This window comes from Solirubrum puertoriconensis, from assembly GCF_001483135.1.
Classification (GTDB): Bacteria; Bacteroidota; Bacteroidia; order Cytophagales; family Hymenobacteraceae; genus Solirubrum; species Solirubrum puertoriconensis.
Genome location: NZ_LNAL01000008.1, coordinates 341,747 through 362,098, shown reverse-complemented (window position 1 = coordinate 362,098; position 20,352 = coordinate 341,747). Strand labels below are relative to the sequence as shown.

Genomic DNA, 20,352 nt, shown 5'->3' with positions numbered 1-20,352 from the left:
AAAAACGCCCACCCTGCTGTCGCAGGGTGGGCGTTTTTTTCTAATGCTTACGGGGCGGCGCAGCCCTAGGTGATGATTCGTCGAAATGTGAGGTTGAGGCGCGGGCCAACGGCTTGTGCCGTTTTGGGCAAGGCATGCTGCCAATTCTGCTGCGTAGCGCCCTGCATCAGGAGCAAGCTGCCGCTGGTCAACTCAAGTGAAACCGGCTTGGCCTCAAAACTGGTTTTTGCTTTGGGCCGAAGGCGAAAACGCCGCGTGGCACCTAGGCTCAGCGAAGCAATAATGGGGGTTGGCCCTAACTCGGGTTCGTCGTCGGCGTGCCAGCCCATGCTGTCGGCCCCGTTGCGGTACAGGTTGAGCAGCACGCTGTTGTACGCAGCGCCCGTGGCTTGCTGCAGGCGCAGGCGCAACGCGTGCAAGGTTGGGGTAAACGGCTCGGGCTCGAGTTGCAGACCCGAATAGCGGTAGGTAGCGCCTGCATCGCCGTGCCAGGCAATTAGGCGCGGCTGCAATACCTCACGGCCAAACATGCGAATGGGCTCTTGCCGCCACGCGATGGTAGCCGAAAGCTCGTGCAGCAGTGCCGCAGCTTCATCGGGCGGCAAAAAGGCGGCGTCGAACCACACATCGGCCTGGGGTATAGCAAGCGGCACCAAGGGCATACCTAGGCTAGGCGTTACTGGCTAAGGCCGGGCACCGCCACGCCCGCGTAGCGCAGCAGCAGCATAAACAGCATGTTGAGGGCAAAGATGATGAGCAACGGCATAAGCCAGCCGCGGGGGCGGTAGGCTTGAGCGCCTATGAAGTAGGGCCACAGCACATACACATACAGCGCGGCCAATACCACGTTGATGCCGAGGAACACATACTCCGGGCGTATCTCGAGCAACCCCGACATCCAGCTTAGCCCGCTGATGCCGAGCGCTACCAACGCTACCAGTAAGGCGGCGCCGCCGTAGCGACGCAGCCGCAACAGGTTCAGCAGCATCAGCACGCCGCCAATCAGAAAGGAGAACACCGAGAACACCACCACCGTGGTAGGCGAGTAAAGCGCGGGCGCATCGGCGGCAACTTCCTCTATTTCTTCGGGCTCGGTGGCTTTCGTTGCCCAAGTGGGCTCGGGTGCGGGGTTGAGGCGGGCCTCGGCCTCCGTCTTAACCAACGAAGCTTGCAGCTCGGTCCGCAGTGTGGCGACGTTATCAATCGTGCGGCCCCGACGCTCCAATTCGCTTAGCGCGGCCAGTACGGCTTGCTCCCGGTATTCGGCACGGCGCTCCACGTACAACAGGAGTTCGGCGTCGGTTTTGCCGGCCATCTTGGCGGCGTAATCTTCCATAGTGCAAAGGCGAAAACAAGACACGACCTTGGTTAGTCGGCCTGTCAATGTAATAGTACGAGAAACCTAGCCCATTGGGTAAGTTAGGTTTACTGCAGGTATCAGAGGTAAACCCCTTAGCGGGTCAATCGTTTGGCCCATTCGGCAAATGCTTGCCCGATATGCCAAACATCCGCAAACGAGTTGTAGAGCGGTACCGGTGCCAGCCTGATAACGTTGGGCTCGCGCCAATCGGCCACAATGCCCTGCTCGGCGAGGTAGTCGAACAACGCGCGGCCTTCGCGGTGCACCAGCAACGAGAGCTGGCAGCCGCGCTCGGCGGGGTTGCCGGGCGTAATAATCTCCAACACATCGGCAGGCAGGCCCGCGTTGCGAAGCACAAACTCGAGGTAGCCCGTAAGCTGCTCGCTTTTGCGGCGCAGCGCTGGCATGCCGCCGGCTTCGTCTACCAAAGCCAGGGCGGCCCGGTGGATGGCCATCGGGAAGATTTGCGCGTTGGAGAGCTGCCAGCCGGCCGCGCCGGCCATCGGCCGGAAACCTTTCTTCATCTTGAACCGATCCGCAGGGTCGTGGCCCCACCAACCGGCGAGGCGTGGCAGATCGGGCCGGTTGGCAAACCGCTCGTGCACAAACACGCCCGACGTACCGCCGGGGCCGGAGTTCAGGTACTTGTAGGAGCACCAGCAAGCGAAATCCACGTCCCAGTCGTGGAGGTTCAGCACAAGGTTGCCGGCGGCGTGAGCCAGGTCGAAACCTACTACGGCACCCACGGCGTGGCCGGCCCGGGTAATAGCTTCCATATCGAAAGCCTGCCCCGTGTAATAGTTTACGCCACCCAGGAGTACCAGCGCCAGCTCATCGCCCAACTCCTGAATACGAACTTCGATGTCCTCGGTGCGCAACGTGTGTTCGCCCGACCGCGGCACCAGCTCCACAATGGCATCGTCGGGGGCGTAGCCGTGCAGCTTCACCTGGCTTTCCAGCGCATACTGATCCGACGGAAACGCCCCGCCCTCCATCAGCACTTTGTAGCGGCGGCCGTTGGGCCGATAAAACGAGATGAGCAGCAGGTGCAGGTTGGTGGTGAGGTTGTTCATCACCACTACTTCCACGGGCTTCGCCCCAACCAACCTAGCGCTGGCATCGGTGAGGGTTTCGTGGTAGTGCATCCAGGGCGAAGTGCCATGAAAATGGCCTTCTACGGCGTGCTCTTCCCAGCTCTGAAACTCTTGCTCTACGGCTGCCCGGGCACTTTTGGGCAGCAGACCTAGGGAGTTGCCGCAGCAATAAATGGCAGGCTGCCCGTTGGCGCCGGCCGGAATATGAAACCGCTCCCGAAACTGGCGCAGCGGATCGGCTGCATCAAGCTCGAGGGCAAAGTGTTGCGTGTTCTGAAACGTCATCGCGGAATATTGCAGCCGTTGCTCCTAGGTTAGCAGAACATGCCGGATGAGCAGCGGCTTACTTGTAGTTCGCGGGCCAAGTTATTGCCCTGGTTTGGTACTGCGGTCAATCTGCCGAAAAGGAGCTGTGGCTTTTACGCCGAGTGTTACTCAGGCGCAGGCTACGCCAAAGCACAGCTGCTTAGGCATTCGCGCGGCCAAGCAGGTGCTTGCTGAACTGCTCTATGCCCACGCCCATCCAATCCAACGCATTTTGCCCGAGCATACGGGTTTTCACCTCATCGGAATAAGGCATTGAGCGAATGAGTTGGCCGGGCTCCAGCTCGCCCAGCGGGAAGGGGTAGTCGGTGCCAAGCACGATTTTGTCGGCCCCAATGGTTTTCACCAAGTAGTCGAGCATCATTGGGTCGTGCACCAGCGAATCAACCCAGAAGCGCCCTAGGTACTCGCGCGGGTTCACGGGGTTATCGATGGCGCAGAGGTCGGGGCGCACCTGAAAACCGTGCTCAATGCGCCCGATGGTGGCTGCAAAAGTGCCGCCGCCATGCGCCACGGCCACGCGCAGTTTGGGCAAACGCTCCAATACGCCGCCAAAAATGAGTGAGCATAGTGCCAAGGTACTTTCGGCCGGCATGCCCACCAGCCAGGGCAACCAGTACTTGGGCATTTTCTGCTGGGCCATCATGTCCCAGGGGTGCACAAAAACGGCGGCGCCCAACTCTTCGGCCGCGGCAAACACCTCGAAAAGCTCGGGCGCGTCGAGGTTCCAGTCGTTGATGTGCGAGCCGATTTGCACGCCGATCAGGCCCAGCTCTTTCACGCAGCGCTCCAACTCCTTGATGGCCAGATCGGGGGCCTGCATGGGTATGGTGCCCAGGCCCGCAAAGCGGTCGGGGTAATCGGCCACTACGCCCGCCAAGTGGTCGTTCAGCAAGCGGCTGAGGTCGAGCGTGTCGTGGGGCTTGGCCCAGTAGCTGAACATAACGGGCACGGTGCTCAGCACCTGCACATCTACCCCGAAGTGCTGGCACTCGCGCAAGCGCACAGCGGGGTCCCAGCAGTTGTCCTGTATTTCGCGGAAGAACTTGTCGTCCTGCATCATGCGGGCGCAACACGGCTTGTGGTGCTCCAGCCGAATGAAGCCGCCGTAGCCGTACCGCTCGCGCAGATCGGGCCACTGCTTGGGCAGGATGTGGGTATGAATGTCGATGCGCAATCCGGGGCCTAGGGTGGGCGTAAGCGCGGGCGCGGTCAACGTGGGAGAATGGGTGGTAGACATTGCCGCGGGTGGGTGGGATGACAACGTATGCGGGTGGGAAATTACTGCGCCGGCGCCGGAGGCTGCATCACGGTGCCGCAATTGCGGCACGTGCGACGCTCCTCGTTTTGCCAGAAGTTGTTCATGATAACGGGCAGCTGCTTCACGATGTCGGTTACTTCGGCAAACTCCTCGTGCAGCTTGGTACCGCAGTTTTCGCAGTACCACTGAAAACCATCCAACTCGCCAGGCTTGCGGTAGCGCTCCACTACTAGCCCTACGGTGTTGGCCGGGCGTTGCGGCGAGTGCGGCACGCCCGCCGGCAGCAGAAAGATTTCGCCGGCCCGAATGGGCACGTTCACCGGCTGGCCGTCCTCAATGATCTTCAAAGTAATGTCGCCCTCCAGCTGGAAGAAAAATTCCTCGCTGTCGTCGACGTGGTAATCCTTGCGAGCGTTAGGGCCACCCACCACCATCACAATAAAGTCGTCGTTGCCTTTAAAAACCTGCTGATTGCCGACGGGTGGCTTCAGCAAATGACGATGTTCATCGATCCACTGCTGAAAGTTGAAGGGGCGCGTAACGGGCATGGGTGGGGTGTTGTGGGTGGTGAGTGATGAGCAATCGGTGGCAAGCACCTAGGAAACAGGCACTGTGCCGCAAGCCTATTTTGGCTGTACCGGCTTGCACAGAAACGACCTAGGAGCAAGCCCGTTTCCTCAGCCCAACTTACGCAAAAGGCCTCATTTGGTGCCAATGCGCCCGCGTTTGTCTACTTTCGAGCTTATGCTTTCAGATCAACTCTCGGGCCGCCGCGCTGTGGTATGCGGCAGCACGCAAGGTATTGGCCGCGCCGTGGCCGAAGCGCTGGCTGCGCAAGGAGCCGGCATTACGCTCGTAGCCCGCAGCGAGTCTCGTTTGCGCGAAACGGCTGCCGCGTTGCCGGTACACCTCGGGCAACAGCACGATTGGCTAGTGGCCGACTTTGCGCAGCCCATCGAGGTAGCCGCCCAAATAGCCAGCCACGTAGCCCGCCACCCCGCCACGCACATCCTCGTGAACAATACGGGTGGCCCCGCCGGCGGGCCTTTGCTTGAGGCAAGTGTTGATGCGCTGCGGGCGGCTTTTGAGCAGCACGTTATCTGCAATCATTTGCTGGCCCAAGCCTTGGCGCCAAGCATGAAAGCTGCCGGTTACGGGCGCATCATTAACATCATCAGCACTTCGGTAAAGCAGCCTTTGCCCAACCTAGGCGTGTCGAACACCATTCGGGGGGCGGTGGCCAATTGGGCCAAAACCCTAGCCAACGAACTGGGCCCGTTTGGCATTACGGTGAATAACGTGCTGCCCGGCGCTACCCTAACCCAGCGCCACCACAGCTTGCTCGAGGCTCGCAGCCACAGTACTGGTCAGCCCGTCGAGGAGTTGGAGGCCAACATGCTGCGCCTGATCCCAGCGGGCCGTTTCGGGCAATCGGAGGAAGTAGCGGCGGCAGTGGCGTTTCTGGCTTCGCCGGCAGCGGGTTACATCAATGGCATCAACGTGCCCGTAGATGGCGGCCGCACCAGCAGCTTATAACTCCGCTTTGCCCACTAGTCCTTCGCCCCAGGCTTCGCGCATCCGTTTGCTATCGGTAGTAATCCCGCTGTACAACGAAGCGCGCACCATCGTGCGGGTGCTTGAGGCAGTGCAAGAAGCGCCTCTCCCGACCGGCATTGGGCGCGAAGTAGTAGTGGTTGATGACGGCTCGGCGGATGGCTCGGCCGATGTAGTGGCGGCCTACGCTGCCAGCAACCCCGCCCTAGGTGTGCGGCTGCTGCGGCACGCTCATAACCAAGGCAAGGGCGCCGCGTTGCACACCGGCATAGCCGCTGCCTCGGGCGACTACATTGTAGTGCAGGATGCCGATTTGGAGTACGACCCCACCGACTATGCCAAGCTGCTACAGCCGGTGCTCAAAGCCAACGCCGATGTTGTGTATGGCTCGCGCTTTATCGGCGGCGAGCCGCACCGCATTCTGTTCTTTTGGCACAGCATCGGCAACAAGCTGCTTACGTTTCTGTCCAACGCGTTCAACGACCTGAACTTGACGGACATGGAAACGGGTGCCAAGCTATTTCGGCGCGAACTGCTGCAGGGCTTGATGTTGCGCGAGAAACGGTTCGGCTTCGAGCCGGAGGTAACCGCCAAGATGGCCCGTATACCGGGGGTGCGCGTTTATGAGGTGGGCGTAAGCTACTACGGGCGCACCTACGCCGAAGGCAAGAAGATAAACTGGCGCGATGGCCTGTGGGCTTTGTGGTGCATTGTGCGGTATGGCTTGTTTAGCTGATACACCCGCCAAGGCCCTGCGGACGACTTTTTCGGTCGGACCCATTAGCCTGCTTTGTACGCTGCCATGGGCACTGGCTGCTGAGTTGGTTCTGCGCACAAACACGTAGCTTTGGGAGGCCTAACCTGCAATAAGCAAGGCATTGGGCAGCATTCTTTGCATCTCTGATTCAATGAATTTATCTCGCCGTACCGCGCACTGGGCCGGTATGCTCGCTGTAACTGTCATCGGGGCTGTTGTGCTGGCCGTGCAGTTTCCCTTTGTGTTAGCGCACCCCGATGAGTACTTCTTCCAGCCCGCCGGCGATGGGCTGCAGAGCTACTACGCTACGGCGTATTATGCTTTTTACGATAAGGGCACGCACTTCTCGGGCATGAACTATCCCTACGGGGAAAACTTCACTTACCCCAACCTGCAGCCGCTGATTGCCTGGGTGCTAGGCATGCTACAACGCTGGGGGTTGCCGGTGGCCATCCATACCGTAGGCATCACCAACTTGCTTGCGCTGTTGGCCATATTGCTCACACCACTGGTTATCTACCTAATCCTGCGTCGGCTACGGCTTTCGGTGGGTTACTCCGTCTTGTTGGCGGTTCTGATCGGCTTTCTCTCGCCCCAAATACAACGCCTAGGCGACCATATGTCGCTCAGCTACCCGTGCTTGGTTCCGTGGCTCTGGTACTGCATCCTACGCATCATGGAGGCGCCTCGGCGGTGGCCATGGCACGTTGTGTTTATGGTAAGCAGCCTGCTGACGGGGTTTGTCATGGCTTACTTCCTGGCGTGCGGGGCGTTCTTTTTGCTGGCCCACGTGCTGGTACTGGCCGTGCAGAAAGGCCCGAAGCCATGGCGCGACCTAGCCTACATGACCCTGACGGCGTTGCTGCCGCTGATTCTGTTTCGTGGATGGTTATGGTTTACCGACCCCACCACGGACAGGCCGCCGAACCCCTACGGCTTTTTGGTGTACATGACCAATCCGCGCGGGCTGTTTACGCCTGCCCTGGAGCCGATGCGCACCCTCTGGACGTACTTCTTCCCGACCAAGGAAATTAGCTACGAGGCCATGTCTTACGTAGGCTTGGTGGGTACAGGAGTATTGGTTGCGGCTCTGTTACGCGCATTGCGCCACTTGCGCTTGCGCCACAAGCAGGCGTTGGCCCTACGGCGCAGCACGCCCCACGACTTGCGCATAAGCTTGTGGGCAGGCGGGCTGCTGGTGCTGTTTGCCGCGGGTATTCCCTTTATCTTTTCGTGGTTCTCCCCGCTGATTGATTACCTCGGTCCGCTGAAGCAGTTCCGTGCCCTAGGTCGTTTTGCCTGGCCTTTTTACTACGTGGTTACCACGTATGCAGCTTATTACCTGTACCAGGTACTTCGCTACCAACGGCAGCGCCGGGTTACCCTGCTAGCCGCACCCTGGGTGCCGCTCTTGCTGCTCGTGTGGGGTGGCGAAGCTTGGATTAATATTTCGACCCGCGCCAAGATTGCCGAAGGCGGTGGCGGAGCCCGCTCCTACTTCAGGCCTCCGCATCCTTTGTTGCAACAGCTTGAGCAGATTAATCGCTCTACAGCCGAGTTTCAGGCGATTCTGCCGCTGCCTTACTTCAACAACGGTAGCGACAAAATTTTCCTACCAGGCTCGCACGAGTCGATTTACGAAGTACACAAGCTGTCGTTGGCCACAGGGCTCCCGCAGCTCTCCAGCTACGTTTCTCGCCCGTCGGTAAGTCAGGTGCTCGAGCATGTGCAGCTGCTGAGCAGCCCGTTGCTACCCAAGCCTTTGCTTCAGCGGTTTCCGTCGCAGAAACCTATCCTGCTGCTGGTTACGCCCAACGGTTTGTCCGAGGCCGAACAGCGCATTATTGCTTTAGCCAAGCCTTTGGTGCAAACGCCTCAGGTAAGCCTGTACGAGCTGCCCTTGGCAGCCCTAGGCGCCACCACTACTCAGCAGGAGCTGCAAAGGGGCATCTCGCTGTGGCCTACGCTAACCGAGCGCCCCAACGGCCTCCGGGCTACTACCGGTAAAGGGGTGCTGCTGCAAGACTTTGCCCAAAGCTCCGACCGCCGGGGCCGACTCGCTCCGGGTGCTTTTTACGAGCCGGCCGAAAAGTTTTCGGTGCTGTACGACGGTCCTGTTCCGGCCCCAGCCGATACCGGTAAGTACGAAGTAAGCCTGTGGATGCACGGCATGATGGACCACAGCTTCGGCAACATGCAGGTGAAGCAGTACATCGGCAACGACATGGTCGACCATCAGGTAACCGACGGCCACCGCACCACAGAAATCGACGGCGTTTGGGTACGCGTGGCGGTGCCCATCAGGGTGCGCCCGGGCACAACTCGGCTCGAGGTAATCTATGATAATAAGGACCTGCTGGTGGACGACTTGCTCATCAGGCCCATTGATACGGATGTGTACTGGCGCACTGCCGATGGCCAGCTTGTGCTGAATGGTTACAGGCTGGGGCAATTTCCTCAAAGCGTTGCAAGCAAATAGGAATTTCGCTCCGATAAACCCACCTCCTGCCCAAAACTTGGTCTTTGGCAACTTGCGCCGATTCGGCACCTAACCCAGCTACCGCCCGACGACCAGTTCTTTATCACTTACGAAGGTCAACACGTATGGACATTCGATACGAAGCACAATACCACCTGCTTGAAGAGCAGCACTGGTGGTTTCAGGCAAGGCGCGATTTTGTGTTCGCGCTGGTGCAAGAGCTTGGCTTGGCACCCACCGCTCCGCTGCTTGAGATTGGCTGCTCGGGTGGGCCGTTGCTGCTGCGCCTGCGAGAGAGTGGTTTTTCCAACATTACCGGCATCGATATTAGCCCCCGCGCCATAGAGCTTGCGCACCGCCGAGGGCTGCCCAATAGCTTTGCAATGGATGCTACCAAGCTCGACTTTGCCGACGAGAGCTTTGACATCATCATCGCATCCGATGTACTGGAACACATTGAAGACGAAGCCCAAGCCTTGCGCGAGTGGCACCGGGTGCTGCGTCCGGGCGGAAGGCTGATTGTGTTTGTACCGGCTTTTTCGATGCTGTGGAGCCAACACGATGTAGTTAACCATCACTTTCGCCGCTACACGCGCGAAACCTTGCTTACCGCTCTGCGCCAAGGTGCCTTTTCAATAAGCCGAAGCTCGTATTGGAACGGGGTGCTGTTTGCCCCCGCTCTTCTCGTGCGCGGTATGCAAAGGTTGCTACAGCCCAATGCACCTGCTGCGGAAGCTGCCGACGCCAACGGTGACTTGACAGCTCTTCCCAAGTCCATAAATAAAGCGTTACTCAGCCTGCTACGGTTCGAGAACAAGCTACTAGGCAAGCTCAATTTTCCGGTCGGGATGAGCGTTTTTGCTATTGCGCACAAATCGGTTAGCCAGCGCAGCTGATTCGTAACGGATACCTTTCACTACCCTAACCACCCGCATACCCGCCAGCTGTGGATCTTTCCATCATCATTCCCATCTACAACGAGGAAGCCAATATTCCGACGCTCTACCAGCGCCTACGCGGTGTTATCGACCCGATGGGGCTGCGTTGCGAATACATCTTCATCAACGATGGCTCGCGCGACCGTTCGCTGGAGCTGATACACGCGTTGGCAGCGCAATACGCCGATGTGCGCTACATCAACTTCAGCCGCAATTTTGGCCACCAAATTGCCGTAACGGCGGGGCTCGATTTGTCGCAGGGCGAGGCAGTGGTTATCATCGATGCCGACCTGCAAGACCCGCCCGAGCTGATTCCGGAATTGTACCAGAAGATGCGCGAGGGCTATGAGGTAGTGTACGCCAAGCGGCGGCGGCGCGAGGGCGAAAGCGCCATGAAGCTCTTCACGGCCAAAATGTTCTACCGCATTCTGGCCAATATCACCAACGTTTCTATTCCGGTTGATACGGGCGACTTCCGCATTATTTCGCGCAAGGTGGTAGAGGCGCTCAAGCTGATGCCCGAGCAGAATAAGTTTCTGCGCGGCCAGATATCCTGGATTGGCTACCGCCAATCGTACATCGAGTACGACCGCGCCCAGCGTGCCGGCGGCGAAACCGGCTATACCTACCGGAAAATGTTCCGGCTGGCTATTGACGGCATTACGGCCTTCTCGGATGTGCCCCTGAAAGCTGCTACCATCATGGGCTTTACGGTATCAGGTATAGCCTTCCTGGTGTTGCTCTACACGCTTTATTCTCGTTTCATTATCAAGAATTACGAGCCCGGCTGGCCTTCGCTGATGGTGAGCATTTTGTTCCTGGGTGGCGTGCAGCTGATTGCCGTAGGGGTAATTGGCGAGTACCTGGCCCGCCTCAATAACAACGTGCGCCGCCGCCCGCTCTACATCATTTCCGACACCAACATTCCGGTAGAGCTAAATCCGCAGGCGCTGCCCTTGCCAGCGCATTCGTAAGAAATTAGTTGCTGTACTGCCCAACGCCCTGCCCCTGCCTGGAGCGGGGCGTTGCTGTTATTGCCCGCGCGCGTTGCAAACGCCTGCGGGCACCTAGGGCTACCCAAAACCCCGGGCAGTTTTGGTAGCTTTGGCTGGTTCCACTTCCTGCTTTATGCTTCAGCTCCGCAACTACATCGGCGGCCAATTGGTAGCTCCGGCTGCCGGCCGCTACTTGCCCAACGTCGAACCCGCCACGGGCCAAGTATACAGCCAAGTGCCCGATTCGGATGCGCAGGATATTCAGTTGGCCGTGGAAGCAGCTCAGGCGGCTTGGCCCGCTTGGCGCGCTATGCCCGCCGAGCAGCGGGGCAAGCTGCTGGTGCGCATCAGCGAGTTGATAGAGCGCGACTTGGAGCGGCTAGCCCGCGCCGAAAGCATCGACAACGGCAAGCCGCTGAAGCTGGCCCGCACCGTTGATATACCTAGGGCGGCCAGCAACTTTGCGTTCTTTGGCACAGCAGCGCAGCACTTTGCTTCCGAAACGCACATGCAGGATGGTGTGGCGTTGAACTATACCGTGCGTCACCCCCTAGGTGTGGTAGGCTGCATTTCGCCCTGGAACCTGCCGCTGTACCTCTTCACCTGGAAAATTGCACCGGCGCTGGCTGCTGGCAACTGCGTGGTGGCCAAACCCTCGGAAGTAACGCCCATGACGGCGTACCTCCTGAGCGAGTTGTGCCAGGAGGCCGACTTGCCGGCGGGCGTGCTGAACATTGTGCACGGCAGCGGCCCCGGCGCGGGGCAGGCCATTGTGGAGCACCCGCACATTAAAGCCATCAGCTTTACCGGGGGCACTAAAACGGGCGAGCATATTGCCCGCACGGCGGCGCCGATGTTCAAAAAACTGTCGTTGGAGCTGGGCGGCAAAAACCCCAACATCATCTTCGCGGACTGCGACTTTGAAGCTGCCGTGAACACCAGCGTGCAGTCGAGCTTTGCCAACCAAGGTCAGATTTGCCTATGCGGCTCGCGCGTTTTTGTAGAGCGCTCCATCTACGAACGGTTTAAGGCAGCATTTCTGGAGCGAGTAGCCACGCTCAACGTCGGCGACCCGCTGGAGGAGGGCAGCCGCCAAGGCGCCTTGGTGAGCGAGCCGCACCTGCAAAAAGTCCTGAGTTATATCGAGCTGGCTCATCAGGAGGGCGGCACCCTGCTGGCCGGCGGCCAGCGCGTGCACCTAGGCGGCCGCTGCGCCGAGGGCTACTTCTTGCAGCCTACGGTGTTCGAGGGCCTGGATCCGGAGTGCCGCGTAAACCGAGAGGAGGTATTTGGCCCTGTGGTAACCCTCACGCCCTTCGACACTGAGGAAGAAGTCCTACGCTGGGCCAACGGCACCGAGTACGGCCTGGCCGCCACCCTCTGGACGCGCGACTTGCAGCGGGCGCACCGCGTGGCGCACGCGCTGGAGTCGGGCATTGTGTGGGTGAACACCTGGCTGCACCGCGACTTACGCACGCCCTTCGGCGGCATGAAGAACTCGGGCGTAGGGCGCGAAGGAGGTTTGGAGGCGTTGCGCTTCTTTACCGAGCCCCAAAGCATCACCATCAAGCTGTAGCTCAGAGTTTAGCCAATCGACTCAGCCATGCTGGAGCGCGCATGGTTTGCTTTGGGTACACTTAAAGCCAATACCACAAACCACGACCATACGAGGCTAAGCACTGCCAGATACACGTATGGCACAATCAGAAAGGCGTAGAACACCACCAAATAGGCCTTGAGGCTGAGGACCGCCACAATGCGCGAGTCGAGCCGCTCACGACGGGGCCACCACCAAAGGCCAAATAACAAGGGCACAGCAGCGCACACAGTAAAGTGCACGATTTGTAGCTGGCTGATGCTGTTAGGTGCAGCTTCGGCCCCTCGGTACCACCACGGCGCTAATCCTACGCCCGTAAACACGTGTCGGGGCCAGCCGTGCAGCGTGTCCTCAATATGGTTCTGCCACTCGTCCAGAGTTATGTTGTAGTTCTCTAGCTGTGCCCGGAAAAATATCGTCGGGTCGTGCCACAAGAAGGGCACAAAGATTACTACCGCTAACACTACCGCAAGCAGCACCGTGCGCCAAGCCTGCCGCGGATTCTCGTGCCACAGCAGCAAAGCGTATAGCGGCAGCCACAACGCCAAGGAGTAGCGCGACAAAACGCAGAGCACCAACGCGGAGGCCCGCAATGCCACCGAACGCTGCAATAGGGCTACTGCCAAGAGCGCATAATACCCGAAAATGAGGCTCTCGACGGTAAAGGCGACTACCTGACGCTCGGTAAGCACCATAAAGTGCAGCACCAGCAACGGCAGTACTGCTTTAAGCAACCACTCGGGCCACCGCAGGCGCAAACGCGCTAGCTGCCATTGGTACAACGCCAAGCCTGCCCACCAAGCACCCATTGCAAACCAGCGGTAATCAATACCCAGGAGCTCAGCCGGCACAAATGGCAGCCATTGAAAGGGCGGGTAATTGGGCAGGAAGCGGTACCCGGCCAAGGTAATTTCTGTGTACACTGATTGCCCGGTCAGAAAACGCGAGGTGTACACCTGCAGAGCCGGCACGATATCAGAATGCGGCAGCAAATCCGTCACCGGATATAAAGCAATTTGCTTGGCCACCACGCCCCCCGTCAGGAGTATGCTAAGCACAACGGCGCCTAGGGCAAAGGCCTTTGTCCAGCCCATTTGTTGCCCTGATGTTGGCCAACTCAACTGCCTGCCGGCAGCAACTGCAGCCCCGGCTCCGGCCATCAATAAACCACAGACGCTAAGCAATACCGGGCTCCAATAAGGCCCCAGGGCGTTGCGCCCAAAGGTGAATAGCAGCGCCTCAGCAACAAAGGCTAGCCAAACAACGATAAGCAGCCACCGCTGTGCAGCGGCAGAATAAGCGGGAGGTACGGGCATGAAAAGGAACAATAGCCTGCAAATTATCTGATTGCGGCTACTCTCCTTCTTTGCAATCCTAGGTTAGCGCAGGCGCTCCAGCAGCTGCTCCAAGTCGCCGAGGGTACTCTCCTTGAACTCGAGCGGTGCAACGGGCCCACTGCCGGGTACTACTTCGCGCATGGCCACATAGGGGCTGCCGTTGAAGTAGCGCAGGCCAACCAGTACAGCCCGCTGCTGGGCCGGCACTTGCGCAAACGAGTATCCATCGGCTTGCGGCTCGCCCTCCAGAATGACCGGCGAATCGGGGTACACCAAGCGCACTGTGGTGTGTTCATCTACATCGGCCGCTACCGTGAAGGAGGTGGTTTGGGTAGCGGTGCGCCAGGGCCGCAGGCAGGTAAGCCAACCCAGGCGCCCACTCCGAAAGGCCGAACCGGGTTCGGGTGCGGGCTCGGCTGGCGCAGCAGATGCAACTGGGGTTTCGCTGGGAGTTGGGGCCGCGGCCACGGCGGTGCTTTCGGCGGAGGCTACAGCGGCATCGTTCAGCGAGAACCGAATGGGCACCACCATCTTCACCTTCACGGCCTGGCTACCTTGCCGGCCCGGCAACCAATGCCCCGACGACTGCTGCAGCACGCGCAAGGCTTCTTCGTCGCAGCCATCACCAAGGCCGCGCAGCACTTTGGGGGTAAGCACGCGGCCGGCTTCATCCACCACAAATGAGGCAAACACAAAGCCTTCGGTTTTGCGCTCGGTGGCGGTGGCCGGGTAGCGCACCAGGCGGCTCAGGGCCTCGGGGCCGCTGCCGTAGCTGGGCATGGTTTGGGCTTCGCTAAGCACCTGCTCCTCATCGGCCGGAATGGGTGCCGCAGCCCAGCGTTTAGGCGTGCGGCCCGAGCTGTGGTATAGCTGCAGACCGGGGTGCCGCTGCTCGCTAGGTACTATCAACTGCAAGGCACGGCCTTCGGCAAGGCGTAATTGCTGCCCACGGGCGGTGGTGGCGCGCACCAGCAGCATGCCGCTGGCTTGCAGCGCATCGCCGCTCACGCTCATGCTCACGCAGTTCGAGAGCAGCAAATCGGTAAGCGAATAGCATTCCTTCAGTTCAACCCACACTGAGCCCTTGGGGGTTTGCTGGCGCGCATCCACCAAGGCGTTGGCCGGTATGCGCACCACGGTGCCTTCGCGCCCGCGCACTTCGGCAGGCTGCGTGGGGTCGATGCGGAAAAACTCGCTGGGCTTTAGGGTAAGGTCGAATAGGCGTGCTTCGCTGGGTGGCGGAGCAGCCGTATCGAGCGCGGCGGGGCGGCGAACGGCGGCGTAACGGATCAGTGGCGCTTTGCGGCTAGTGGCTTGCCGCAGTTGGTGCCAAGTTACTTGCGTGGGTTGCTCTGCAATAGCTTCGGCACCTAGGGTATCGTCGAGAGCTACACCATCGGCGTGTTGCGCTGCTGTGGCCTCAACTATGGCGGCCGGCTCGCGCTGGCAGCTGCTTAATGCCCCAACCCCAAGGGTTACTCCTATCAGTGCCGTTTTCAGTGTAAGCTTACGCATGGCGGGGTTGTACGCAAAATTCACCTGAAGGGGAACGGCCCGAAGCAGCTTTTCTTATTGAAAACAAAAAATCCTTCTCTTGGCCGAGCGGGTTGGCAGCTGTGCACGAGGCACTGGCTACCTAGGGCTCAGCTCAAAAGAAGGACTTTTTATTGGAAAAATTACCCTTTTACAGGTTCTGCTGCAGGAAATTTGTCATCTGCCGGAACAGATGCAGGCGTGTATTGCCCCCGTAAATGCCGTGGTTGCGGTTGGGGTAGTACAGCTGCTGAAAGTCTTTGTTGGCCTTAACCAGAGCGTCGGTGAAGGCCACCGAGTTCTGGAAATGCACGTTGTCGTCACCGGTGCCGTGCACCAGCAGCAACTTGCCTTTCAACTGATTAGCGAACTGTACGGGTGAATTATCGTCGTAGCCCGAGGGATTTTCCTGCGGCGTTTTCAGGAAACGCTCGGTGTAGATGGAGTCGTAGTAACGCCAGGTGGTTACGGGCGCTACCGAAATGCCCACCTTAAACAAATCGGCGTTTTTGGTAACGGCCAAAGCCGAGAGGTAGCCGCCGAAGCTCCAACCAAAAATGCCGATGCGCGCTTTGTCAGCCCAAGGCTGCGCGCCCAAGTACTTGGCTGCCTCGGCCTGGTCGATGGTTTCGAGCTTGCCCAACTGGCCGTAGGTAGCCTTCTTGAAAGCCGCGCCGCGGCCACCGGTGCCGCGGTTATCCACGATGGCCACCACGTAGCCTTGCTGCGCCAGCATCTGGAACCACGTGTAGTAGTCAACGCTGTTCCACTTATCGAGCACCTTTTGCGAGCCGGGGCCGCCGTACAGAAACATCAGCACCGGGTACTTTTTGCCGGCCTCCATGTTGGCGGGCTTAATGGTGGTGCCGTTCAGCTGCACACCCTCCGATGTCTTGAACGAGAAAAACTCCTGCGGCACAAAGCCGTAGTCCTTCATGCGCTGCTTGAGGGCGGCGTTGTCTTCGAGCACCTTTACGGCTTTGCCGTCCTGGGCGGTGCGCAGGCTCACAGTTACGGGCTCGTTGGCGGCGGTGTGGTAGTTGAGGTAGTAGCGGAAGTCGGGGCTCATGTTCACCACGTCGGTGCCGCCGCCGGCTTCGCCTAGGCGCTGCTTGCCCTTGCCTTTCAGATCGACGCGGTAGAGGTGACGCTCGAACGGCGAGGCCTCGGCCGAGAGGTAGTAGGCTGCGCCTTTGGCTTCGTCAACGCCCAAAAACTCCGATACATCCCAGCTGCCTTGGGTTAGCTGCTTCACCAGTTTGCCCTTCATGTCGAAGAGGTAGAGGTGGCGGTAGCCGTTGCGCTCCGAGCTGATAACGAACTGCTTGCCGTTTTTCAGGTAGCGCAAATCGTCGGTTACTTCCACATAGGCCTTGTCGGTGTCGGTCCAAGCTACCGAGCTTTTGCCCGTGGTGGCATCGGCGTGCAGAATCTCAAGCTTGTTCTGCAGGCGGTTCATCCGCTGGATGCTCAGCAGGTTGGGCGTCTGCGTCCAGAGGATGCGCGGAATGTACTGGTCGGTTTCCGGGCCGATGTCCATTTTGGCCGTGCGGCCAGCGGCTACGTCGTACACCGATACGGTTACTGCCGAGTTCGGCTCGCCGGCTTTGGGGTACTTGTAGCGGTAGTCCTTCGGGTAGAGCGGGCCCCACTCCTGCATGTTGTACTCGGGCACGCGGCTTTCATCGAAGCTGATAAAGGCCACCTGCTTGGAGTCGGGCGACCATTGGAAGGCCTTCGACACCTCAAATTCTTCTTCGTACACCCAGTCACCGCCGCCGTGAATGAGCTTGTTCACTTGCCCATCGGTGGTGATGGGGGTTTCCTGCATGGTCTGCAAGTCAACCACAAACAGGTTGTTGTTGCGCATAAAGGCCACGCGGCGACCGTCGGGCGAGAAGGTAGCGTAGCTTTGCTTGCCCCCGGCACTTAGCGGCACCAGCTTTTGGCCGGCGCGGTCGTACACGTAGTAGTTGGCCTTGCTGGAGCGGCGGTAGATTGGCTCCACATCGGTGCTGAAGAGCATTTTCTGCTCGTCGGCGTTGAACTCGTAGCCCTCCACGGCAATGGGTTGCTGCGAGCCAGCCGGGCGCAGTTGCTGGGCCGATACGAGGGTTTGCGTGGCCTGGCCGGTGGTTACGTCGTGCTGCACTACTTCGCCTTTGTCGAGCGAGGAGTAGTAGCGGCCGTCGCGCATCCAGTTAAAGCCCTGCACCTGCTTGGGGGCAAAGGTGCCTTTGGCCCAGATATCCTCGAGGGTGATGGACTGGCGCTGCTGCGCCACCGCTGGTGCTACGGGCACCAGCACGGCCACGGGCGCGCTGCTCAATAGCAGGCCAGCCGCGAGGCCGAAGGTCTTAAATCGGTGGGTCATGTAAGAAAACTCAGTAGCGGCGTTAAAGGTACACAAACACCGCCCGCCGCCCCAGCGTGCCACCGTTGGGCTTGCCGACTGCCGCTTTGCCTCCCTAGGTGGGCAAAATGCTGCCTTTCTCCGACCTTTGGTTTCAGCTATGCGTTTACGCCTCGTTTACCTTTTGCTTCTGCTCGCCCCTGCCCTGCTTGGCAGCTGCGGGGCCGATCCGTCGCCGGCGCCTTACCTCGATTTTCTTTCGGAAGGCTCGCTGCTTACCAACACCCGCGCCACCACGCCTGGCGACACGTTTCGCACCCGGGTGTTTGCCGAAGCCCGGGACACTTCACGCAGTCCCAAACTGCGACGCTTTACGATTGGCGTGCAGTACTCCCTGCGCCTAGATAACCAATCGGCGCGCGTGGAAGAGTCCGAGCGCCTGTACCTCGATACACTCGTGAGCGGCCGCCGCAACTCCTTTTTGTTTACCAACCGCCTCAAAACGGTGGACATTTCGGGTCGCGAAACCTGGACGTACAGCGTTGAAGATGCCGATGGACAAACCACTAGGCGCCGCTATGTGCTTAGCGTACGCCAGTCCGACTCGCTGCTGACGTGGCTTAGCTACTCGGCCCAGCTCGAGCCCTCGGTACGGCGCACCAGCATAAGCGCGCTAGCAACCTCGCGCGGGCTGGCATTGCCGGCTCACGCCGCCGATGCCGCCGGGTTTCAGGAGCTGATTGACCTAGTATATGTCCCCAACGGGGCTGGCCCTACGCTAGCCTCGCCCACGGCTACCGTAGCCGAAACGGCACCTAACTTAAAGGTGCGCGGCTGGGGCACGCGGCGCAACACCGGCTTGCAGCTTACGGCCCTTACGCCCACCGGCTTCAACCAGATCAACTCCGATGTGGCTATCAGCGCGGCAGTAACGGCGGCTGGCAACCGGGTAAGCGCCTTGCGCGTGCAAAAAGACCAAGTATTGGCTTTTCGTACTGCAGATAACAAAGACGGCTTGCTGCTTGTGCGCGAAGTAGGGACGGTAAGTCCAATTGTTTTGGTGGTTGATGTAAAGGTGATTCGCTAAGCCGGCATCCTGAAATAGAAAGGGGCAGCACCACTACGGCGCTGCCCCTTTGCTTTAGTAGCACAACCCTAGGTGCCTTTAGAACTGCAGACCTAGGGTAAGCGTGGTGTTGAGGCGGTTGCCTTCTACCTTCACCACGGGCTGCGAACCATCGGCCAGGGTGTAGGGCGAGTAGTACCGATCGTTAAGGCCGTACACGGCGGCTAAATCGAGGCTCAGGTTTTTCTGGCGCAAGCCCACGCCGCCCGTGAAGAACTGCTGCGTGCGGTCGAAGTCGCTGCTGCGGTATGGGTCGCCGTAGTTGGCGTAGCCCAAGCGCAACCGAAACGCGTCGAGGCGGGCTTCGCCGCCCACACGCACGTTTACCGCGTTTCTGTACTGGCGGCCAATGGCATCGTTCTCGGCTGAGAAGTTGTAGTTGCTGCCAAACTCCAGGTTCGAGTCGCCGCGCAGGCGGGCTCTGCTGTAGTCGAGCAGCTCCACATCGGCTGAAATGAAACCGTACTTGCCAATTACCGCTGCGGCGCCGGTATTCAAGCGCCACGGTGTGGTAAGGCGGTAGCTGTAGCGGCCTATATCAGGATCGGTACTAACTGAGGCCGAGCCGATGTTTTGCCCATCAACCCGCAGCGGCTCTTTGAACGTAACATCGAGCGAGGTTTCATACGTGTCGTCGAGCTGAAAAGCTGTAGGCGACTGTGCCGAAGCGCCTAGGCGCAGCCAATCGAGGGGGCGGTAAATCACTCCCAAGCGCACGTTGAAGCCGCTACCACGGGTTTCCACCTCATCACGCAGAAGCAGCGTACCAAACGAGCGGCTGGTGCCCGCTTCGTCGGTTTCGCGCAGCTCGCGTGTGGAGTTGAACCGGGTAGTAACAATGCCCAACCCACCACCGATGTATAGCTTATCGCGGTAGCTGCCGCCGTAGCCTACATCGAACTGCGTTTGTGAGCCGGTGTTCAGCACGGTTTCCTCTTGCCGCACCACCGTGCGGCGCAAGGCCGAGGGTGTGTTCACCACGTAGTTGCCGTTGGGCATCCGGTCGTAGTTCACCAGGTAAGCGCCGTAGGCCAAGCCATCGAGCGTAGCATATTGGTTATCAGCAAACTGCTGATCCACGTCGTCGTACACATCGGCCAAGGTCTGCCCGGCACCAGCCCTAGGTTCGCGAAACCGCTGAAACAACGACCGGTCGTCGGCGATGTTGCTGCGGTAGTTGAAACTGGCGTTGAAATCGTTGACGCGCGTGAAACCGAAAGCCAGCGTACCACCGCGCCAAGCGTTGTTGTCGCTATCGGGCCGGCGGTTGACAAAAGCCAGACCGGCGTTGGCCAGGTGCACGCTGTTGCGCCCATCGGGCAGCACCTGCGAACCTTGTACGTTGGTAACCTGTGCGTTGGAGTTGCCAATGCCCAGACCAGGCGAAAAGGTGAACTCCGAGCGTTGGTACAAACCCAGGCCGGCCGGGTTGCTGCTGAGGCTGTTTAGGTCGGCACCTAGGGCCACGTTGGCGCCGCCAATGGCTTGCGTACGGGCCGTACCACCAAACTGAAGCCGCGAGTAGCGCAAGGCATCGGCTTCGGATTGGGCAAAAAGAGGGCTGGCCAAGCCTAGCAAGGCCAGCCCTACAAAGTATTGTTTCATAGCTGAGAGAAGAACTCCGAGAGAGTTAGCAAGGAAGGC

Annotated in this window: 16 protein-coding genes; 7 read left to right on the top strand and 9 right to left on the bottom strand. The window is 59.6% G+C overall.

All coding sequences use genetic code 11. From position 1 onward, the window contains the following. Positions 1-65 precede the first annotated feature (65 nt). The 5 genes from ASU33_RS15720 to ASU33_RS15700 form a co-directional block, all read right to left on the bottom strand. Positions 66-662, bottom strand: coding sequence for an alpha-ketoglutarate-dependent dioxygenase AlkB family protein (locus tag ASU33_RS15720; protein WP_059071792.1), 597 nt, complete (start codon positions 660-662; stop codon positions 66-68). A gap of 14 nt (positions 663-676) precedes the next feature. Beyond that, positions 677-1,336 carry a hypothetical protein gene (locus ASU33_RS15715; protein WP_059071791.1) on the bottom strand — a complete coding sequence of 220 codons (660 nt, stop codon included), beginning with the start codon at positions 1,334-1,336 and terminating at the stop codon, positions 677-679. A 116-nt stretch (positions 1,337-1,452) separates the two neighbouring features. Continuing rightward, entirely contained in the window at positions 1,453-2,739 is a 1,287-nt protein-coding gene (gene kynU, locus ASU33_RS15710; protein WP_059071790.1) for a kynureninase, read from the bottom strand. A gap of 181 nt (positions 2,740-2,920) precedes the next feature. Further along, on the bottom strand, positions 2,921-4,018 hold the full coding sequence (locus ASU33_RS15705) for an amidohydrolase family protein (protein WP_216818572.1): 1,098 nt from the start codon (positions 4,016-4,018) through the stop codon (positions 2,921-2,923). A gap of 41 nt (positions 4,019-4,059) precedes the next feature. Continuing rightward, a complete protein-coding gene (locus tag ASU33_RS15700; protein ID WP_059071789.1) occupies positions 4,060-4,587 on the bottom strand; it encodes a 3-hydroxyanthranilate 3,4-dioxygenase in 528 nt (175 codons plus the stop codon). A 196-nt stretch (positions 4,588-4,783) separates the two neighbouring features. On the opposite strand from ASU33_RS15700, the gene ASU33_RS15695 reads away from it, so the two are divergent. The 6 genes from ASU33_RS15695 to ASU33_RS15670 all read left to right on the top strand — a co-directional run bounded on the left by ASU33_RS15695 (position 4,784) and on the right by ASU33_RS15670 (position 12,338). Then, entirely contained in the window at positions 4,784-5,575 is a 792-nt protein-coding gene (locus ASU33_RS15695) for an SDR family oxidoreductase (RefSeq protein WP_059071788.1), read from the top strand. Between the two features lie 7 nt (positions 5,576-5,582). After that, complete coding sequence (locus tag ASU33_RS15690) at positions 5,583-6,329, top strand: glycosyltransferase family 2 protein (RefSeq protein ID WP_286130598.1); 747 nt, start codon at positions 5,583-5,585, stop codon at positions 6,327-6,329. Between the two features lie 172 nt (positions 6,330-6,501). Further along, complete coding sequence (locus ASU33_RS15685; RefSeq protein WP_149867259.1) at positions 6,502-8,829, top strand: DUF6311 domain-containing protein; 2,328 nt, start codon at positions 6,502-6,504, stop codon at positions 8,827-8,829. Positions 8,830-8,954: 125 nt separating this feature from the next. After that, entirely contained in the window at positions 8,955-9,725 is a 771-nt protein-coding gene (locus tag ASU33_RS15680) for a class I SAM-dependent methyltransferase (protein WP_059071785.1), read from the top strand. Positions 9,726-9,775: 50 nt separating this feature from the next. Beyond that, positions 9,776-10,741, top strand: a complete 966-nt coding sequence (locus ASU33_RS15675) for a glycosyltransferase family 2 protein (RefSeq protein WP_059071784.1) — start codon at positions 9,776-9,778, stop codon at positions 10,739-10,741. Between the two features lie 154 nt (positions 10,742-10,895). Further along, positions 10,896-12,338, top strand: coding sequence for an aldehyde dehydrogenase (locus tag ASU33_RS15670; protein WP_059071783.1), 1,443 nt, complete (start codon positions 10,896-10,898; stop codon positions 12,336-12,338). An 8-nt stretch (positions 12,339-12,346) separates the two neighbouring features. Here the strand turns inward: ASU33_RS15670 and ASU33_RS15665 are convergent, their stop codons facing one another. The 3 genes from ASU33_RS15665 to ASU33_RS15655 all read right to left on the bottom strand — a co-directional run bounded on the left by ASU33_RS15665 (position 12,347) and on the right by ASU33_RS15655 (position 17,603). Next, positions 12,347-13,417, bottom strand: a complete 1,071-nt coding sequence (locus tag ASU33_RS15665) for a hypothetical protein (protein WP_149867258.1) — start codon at positions 13,415-13,417, stop codon at positions 12,347-12,349. A 321-nt stretch (positions 13,418-13,738) separates the two neighbouring features. Further along, a complete protein-coding gene (locus tag ASU33_RS15660) occupies positions 13,739-15,211 on the bottom strand; it encodes an energy transducer TonB (RefSeq protein ID WP_149867257.1) in 1,473 nt (490 codons plus the stop codon). Positions 15,212-15,380: 169 nt separating this feature from the next. Further along, a complete protein-coding gene (locus ASU33_RS15655) occupies positions 15,381-17,603 on the bottom strand; it encodes a S9 family peptidase (protein ID WP_059071780.1) in 2,223 nt (740 codons plus the stop codon). Between the two features lie 163 nt (positions 17,604-17,766). Between ASU33_RS15655 and ASU33_RS15650 the strand changes: the two genes are divergently transcribed. Beyond that, positions 17,767-18,669, top strand: a complete 903-nt coding sequence (locus ASU33_RS15650; RefSeq protein WP_160328213.1) for a hypothetical protein — start codon at positions 17,767-17,769, stop codon at positions 18,667-18,669. A gap of 78 nt (positions 18,670-18,747) precedes the next feature. Here ASU33_RS15650 and ASU33_RS15645 read toward each other — a convergent pair whose 3' ends face one another. Next, positions 18,748-20,313 (bottom strand): OmpP1/FadL family transporter, encoded by a 1,566-nt coding sequence (locus ASU33_RS15645; protein ID WP_059071778.1) that lies wholly within the window; start codon positions 20,311-20,313, stop codon positions 18,748-18,750. Between the last annotated feature and the right edge of the window lie 39 nt (positions 20,314-20,352).

Excerpts from the sequence above, each read along its gene's own strand:
- ASU33_RS15720 (WP_059071792.1), bottom strand. The coding sequence starts at position 662 with ATGCCCTTGGTGCCGCTTGCTATACCCCAGGCCGATGTGTGGTTCGAC.
- ASU33_RS15715 (WP_059071791.1), bottom strand. The coding sequence starts at position 1,336 with ATGGAAGATTACGCCGCCAAGATGGCCGGCAAAACCGACGCCGAACTC.
- kynU (WP_059071790.1), bottom strand. The coding sequence starts at position 2,739 with ATGACGTTTCAGAACACGCAACACTTTGCCCTCGAGCTTGATGCAGCC.
- ASU33_RS15705 (WP_216818572.1), bottom strand. The coding sequence starts at position 4,018 with ATGTCTACCACCCATTCTCCCACGTTGACCGCGCCCGCGCTTACGCCC.
- ASU33_RS15700 (WP_059071789.1), bottom strand. The coding sequence starts at position 4,587 with ATGCCCGTTACGCGCCCCTTCAACTTTCAGCAGTGGATCGATGAACAT.
- ASU33_RS15695 (WP_059071788.1), top strand. The coding sequence starts at position 4,784 with ATGCTTTCAGATCAACTCTCGGGCCGCCGCGCTGTGGTATGCGGCAGC.
- ASU33_RS15685 (WP_149867259.1), top strand. The coding sequence starts at position 6,502 with ATGAATTTATCTCGCCGTACCGCGCACTGGGCCGGTATGCTCGCTGTA.
- ASU33_RS15680 (WP_059071785.1), top strand. The coding sequence starts at position 8,955 with ATGGACATTCGATACGAAGCACAATACCACCTGCTTGAAGAGCAGCAC.
- ASU33_RS15670 (WP_059071783.1), top strand. The coding sequence starts at position 10,896 with ATGCTTCAGCTCCGCAACTACATCGGCGGCCAATTGGTAGCTCCGGCT.
- ASU33_RS15660 (WP_149867257.1), bottom strand. The coding sequence starts at position 15,211 with ATGCGTAAGCTTACACTGAAAACGGCACTGATAGGAGTAACCCTTGGG.
- ASU33_RS15655 (WP_059071780.1), bottom strand. The coding sequence starts at position 17,603 with ATGACCCACCGATTTAAGACCTTCGGCCTCGCGGCTGGCCTGCTATTG.
- ASU33_RS15645 (WP_059071778.1), bottom strand. The coding sequence starts at position 20,313 with ATGAAACAATACTTTGTAGGGCTGGCCTTGCTAGGCTTGGCCAGCCCT.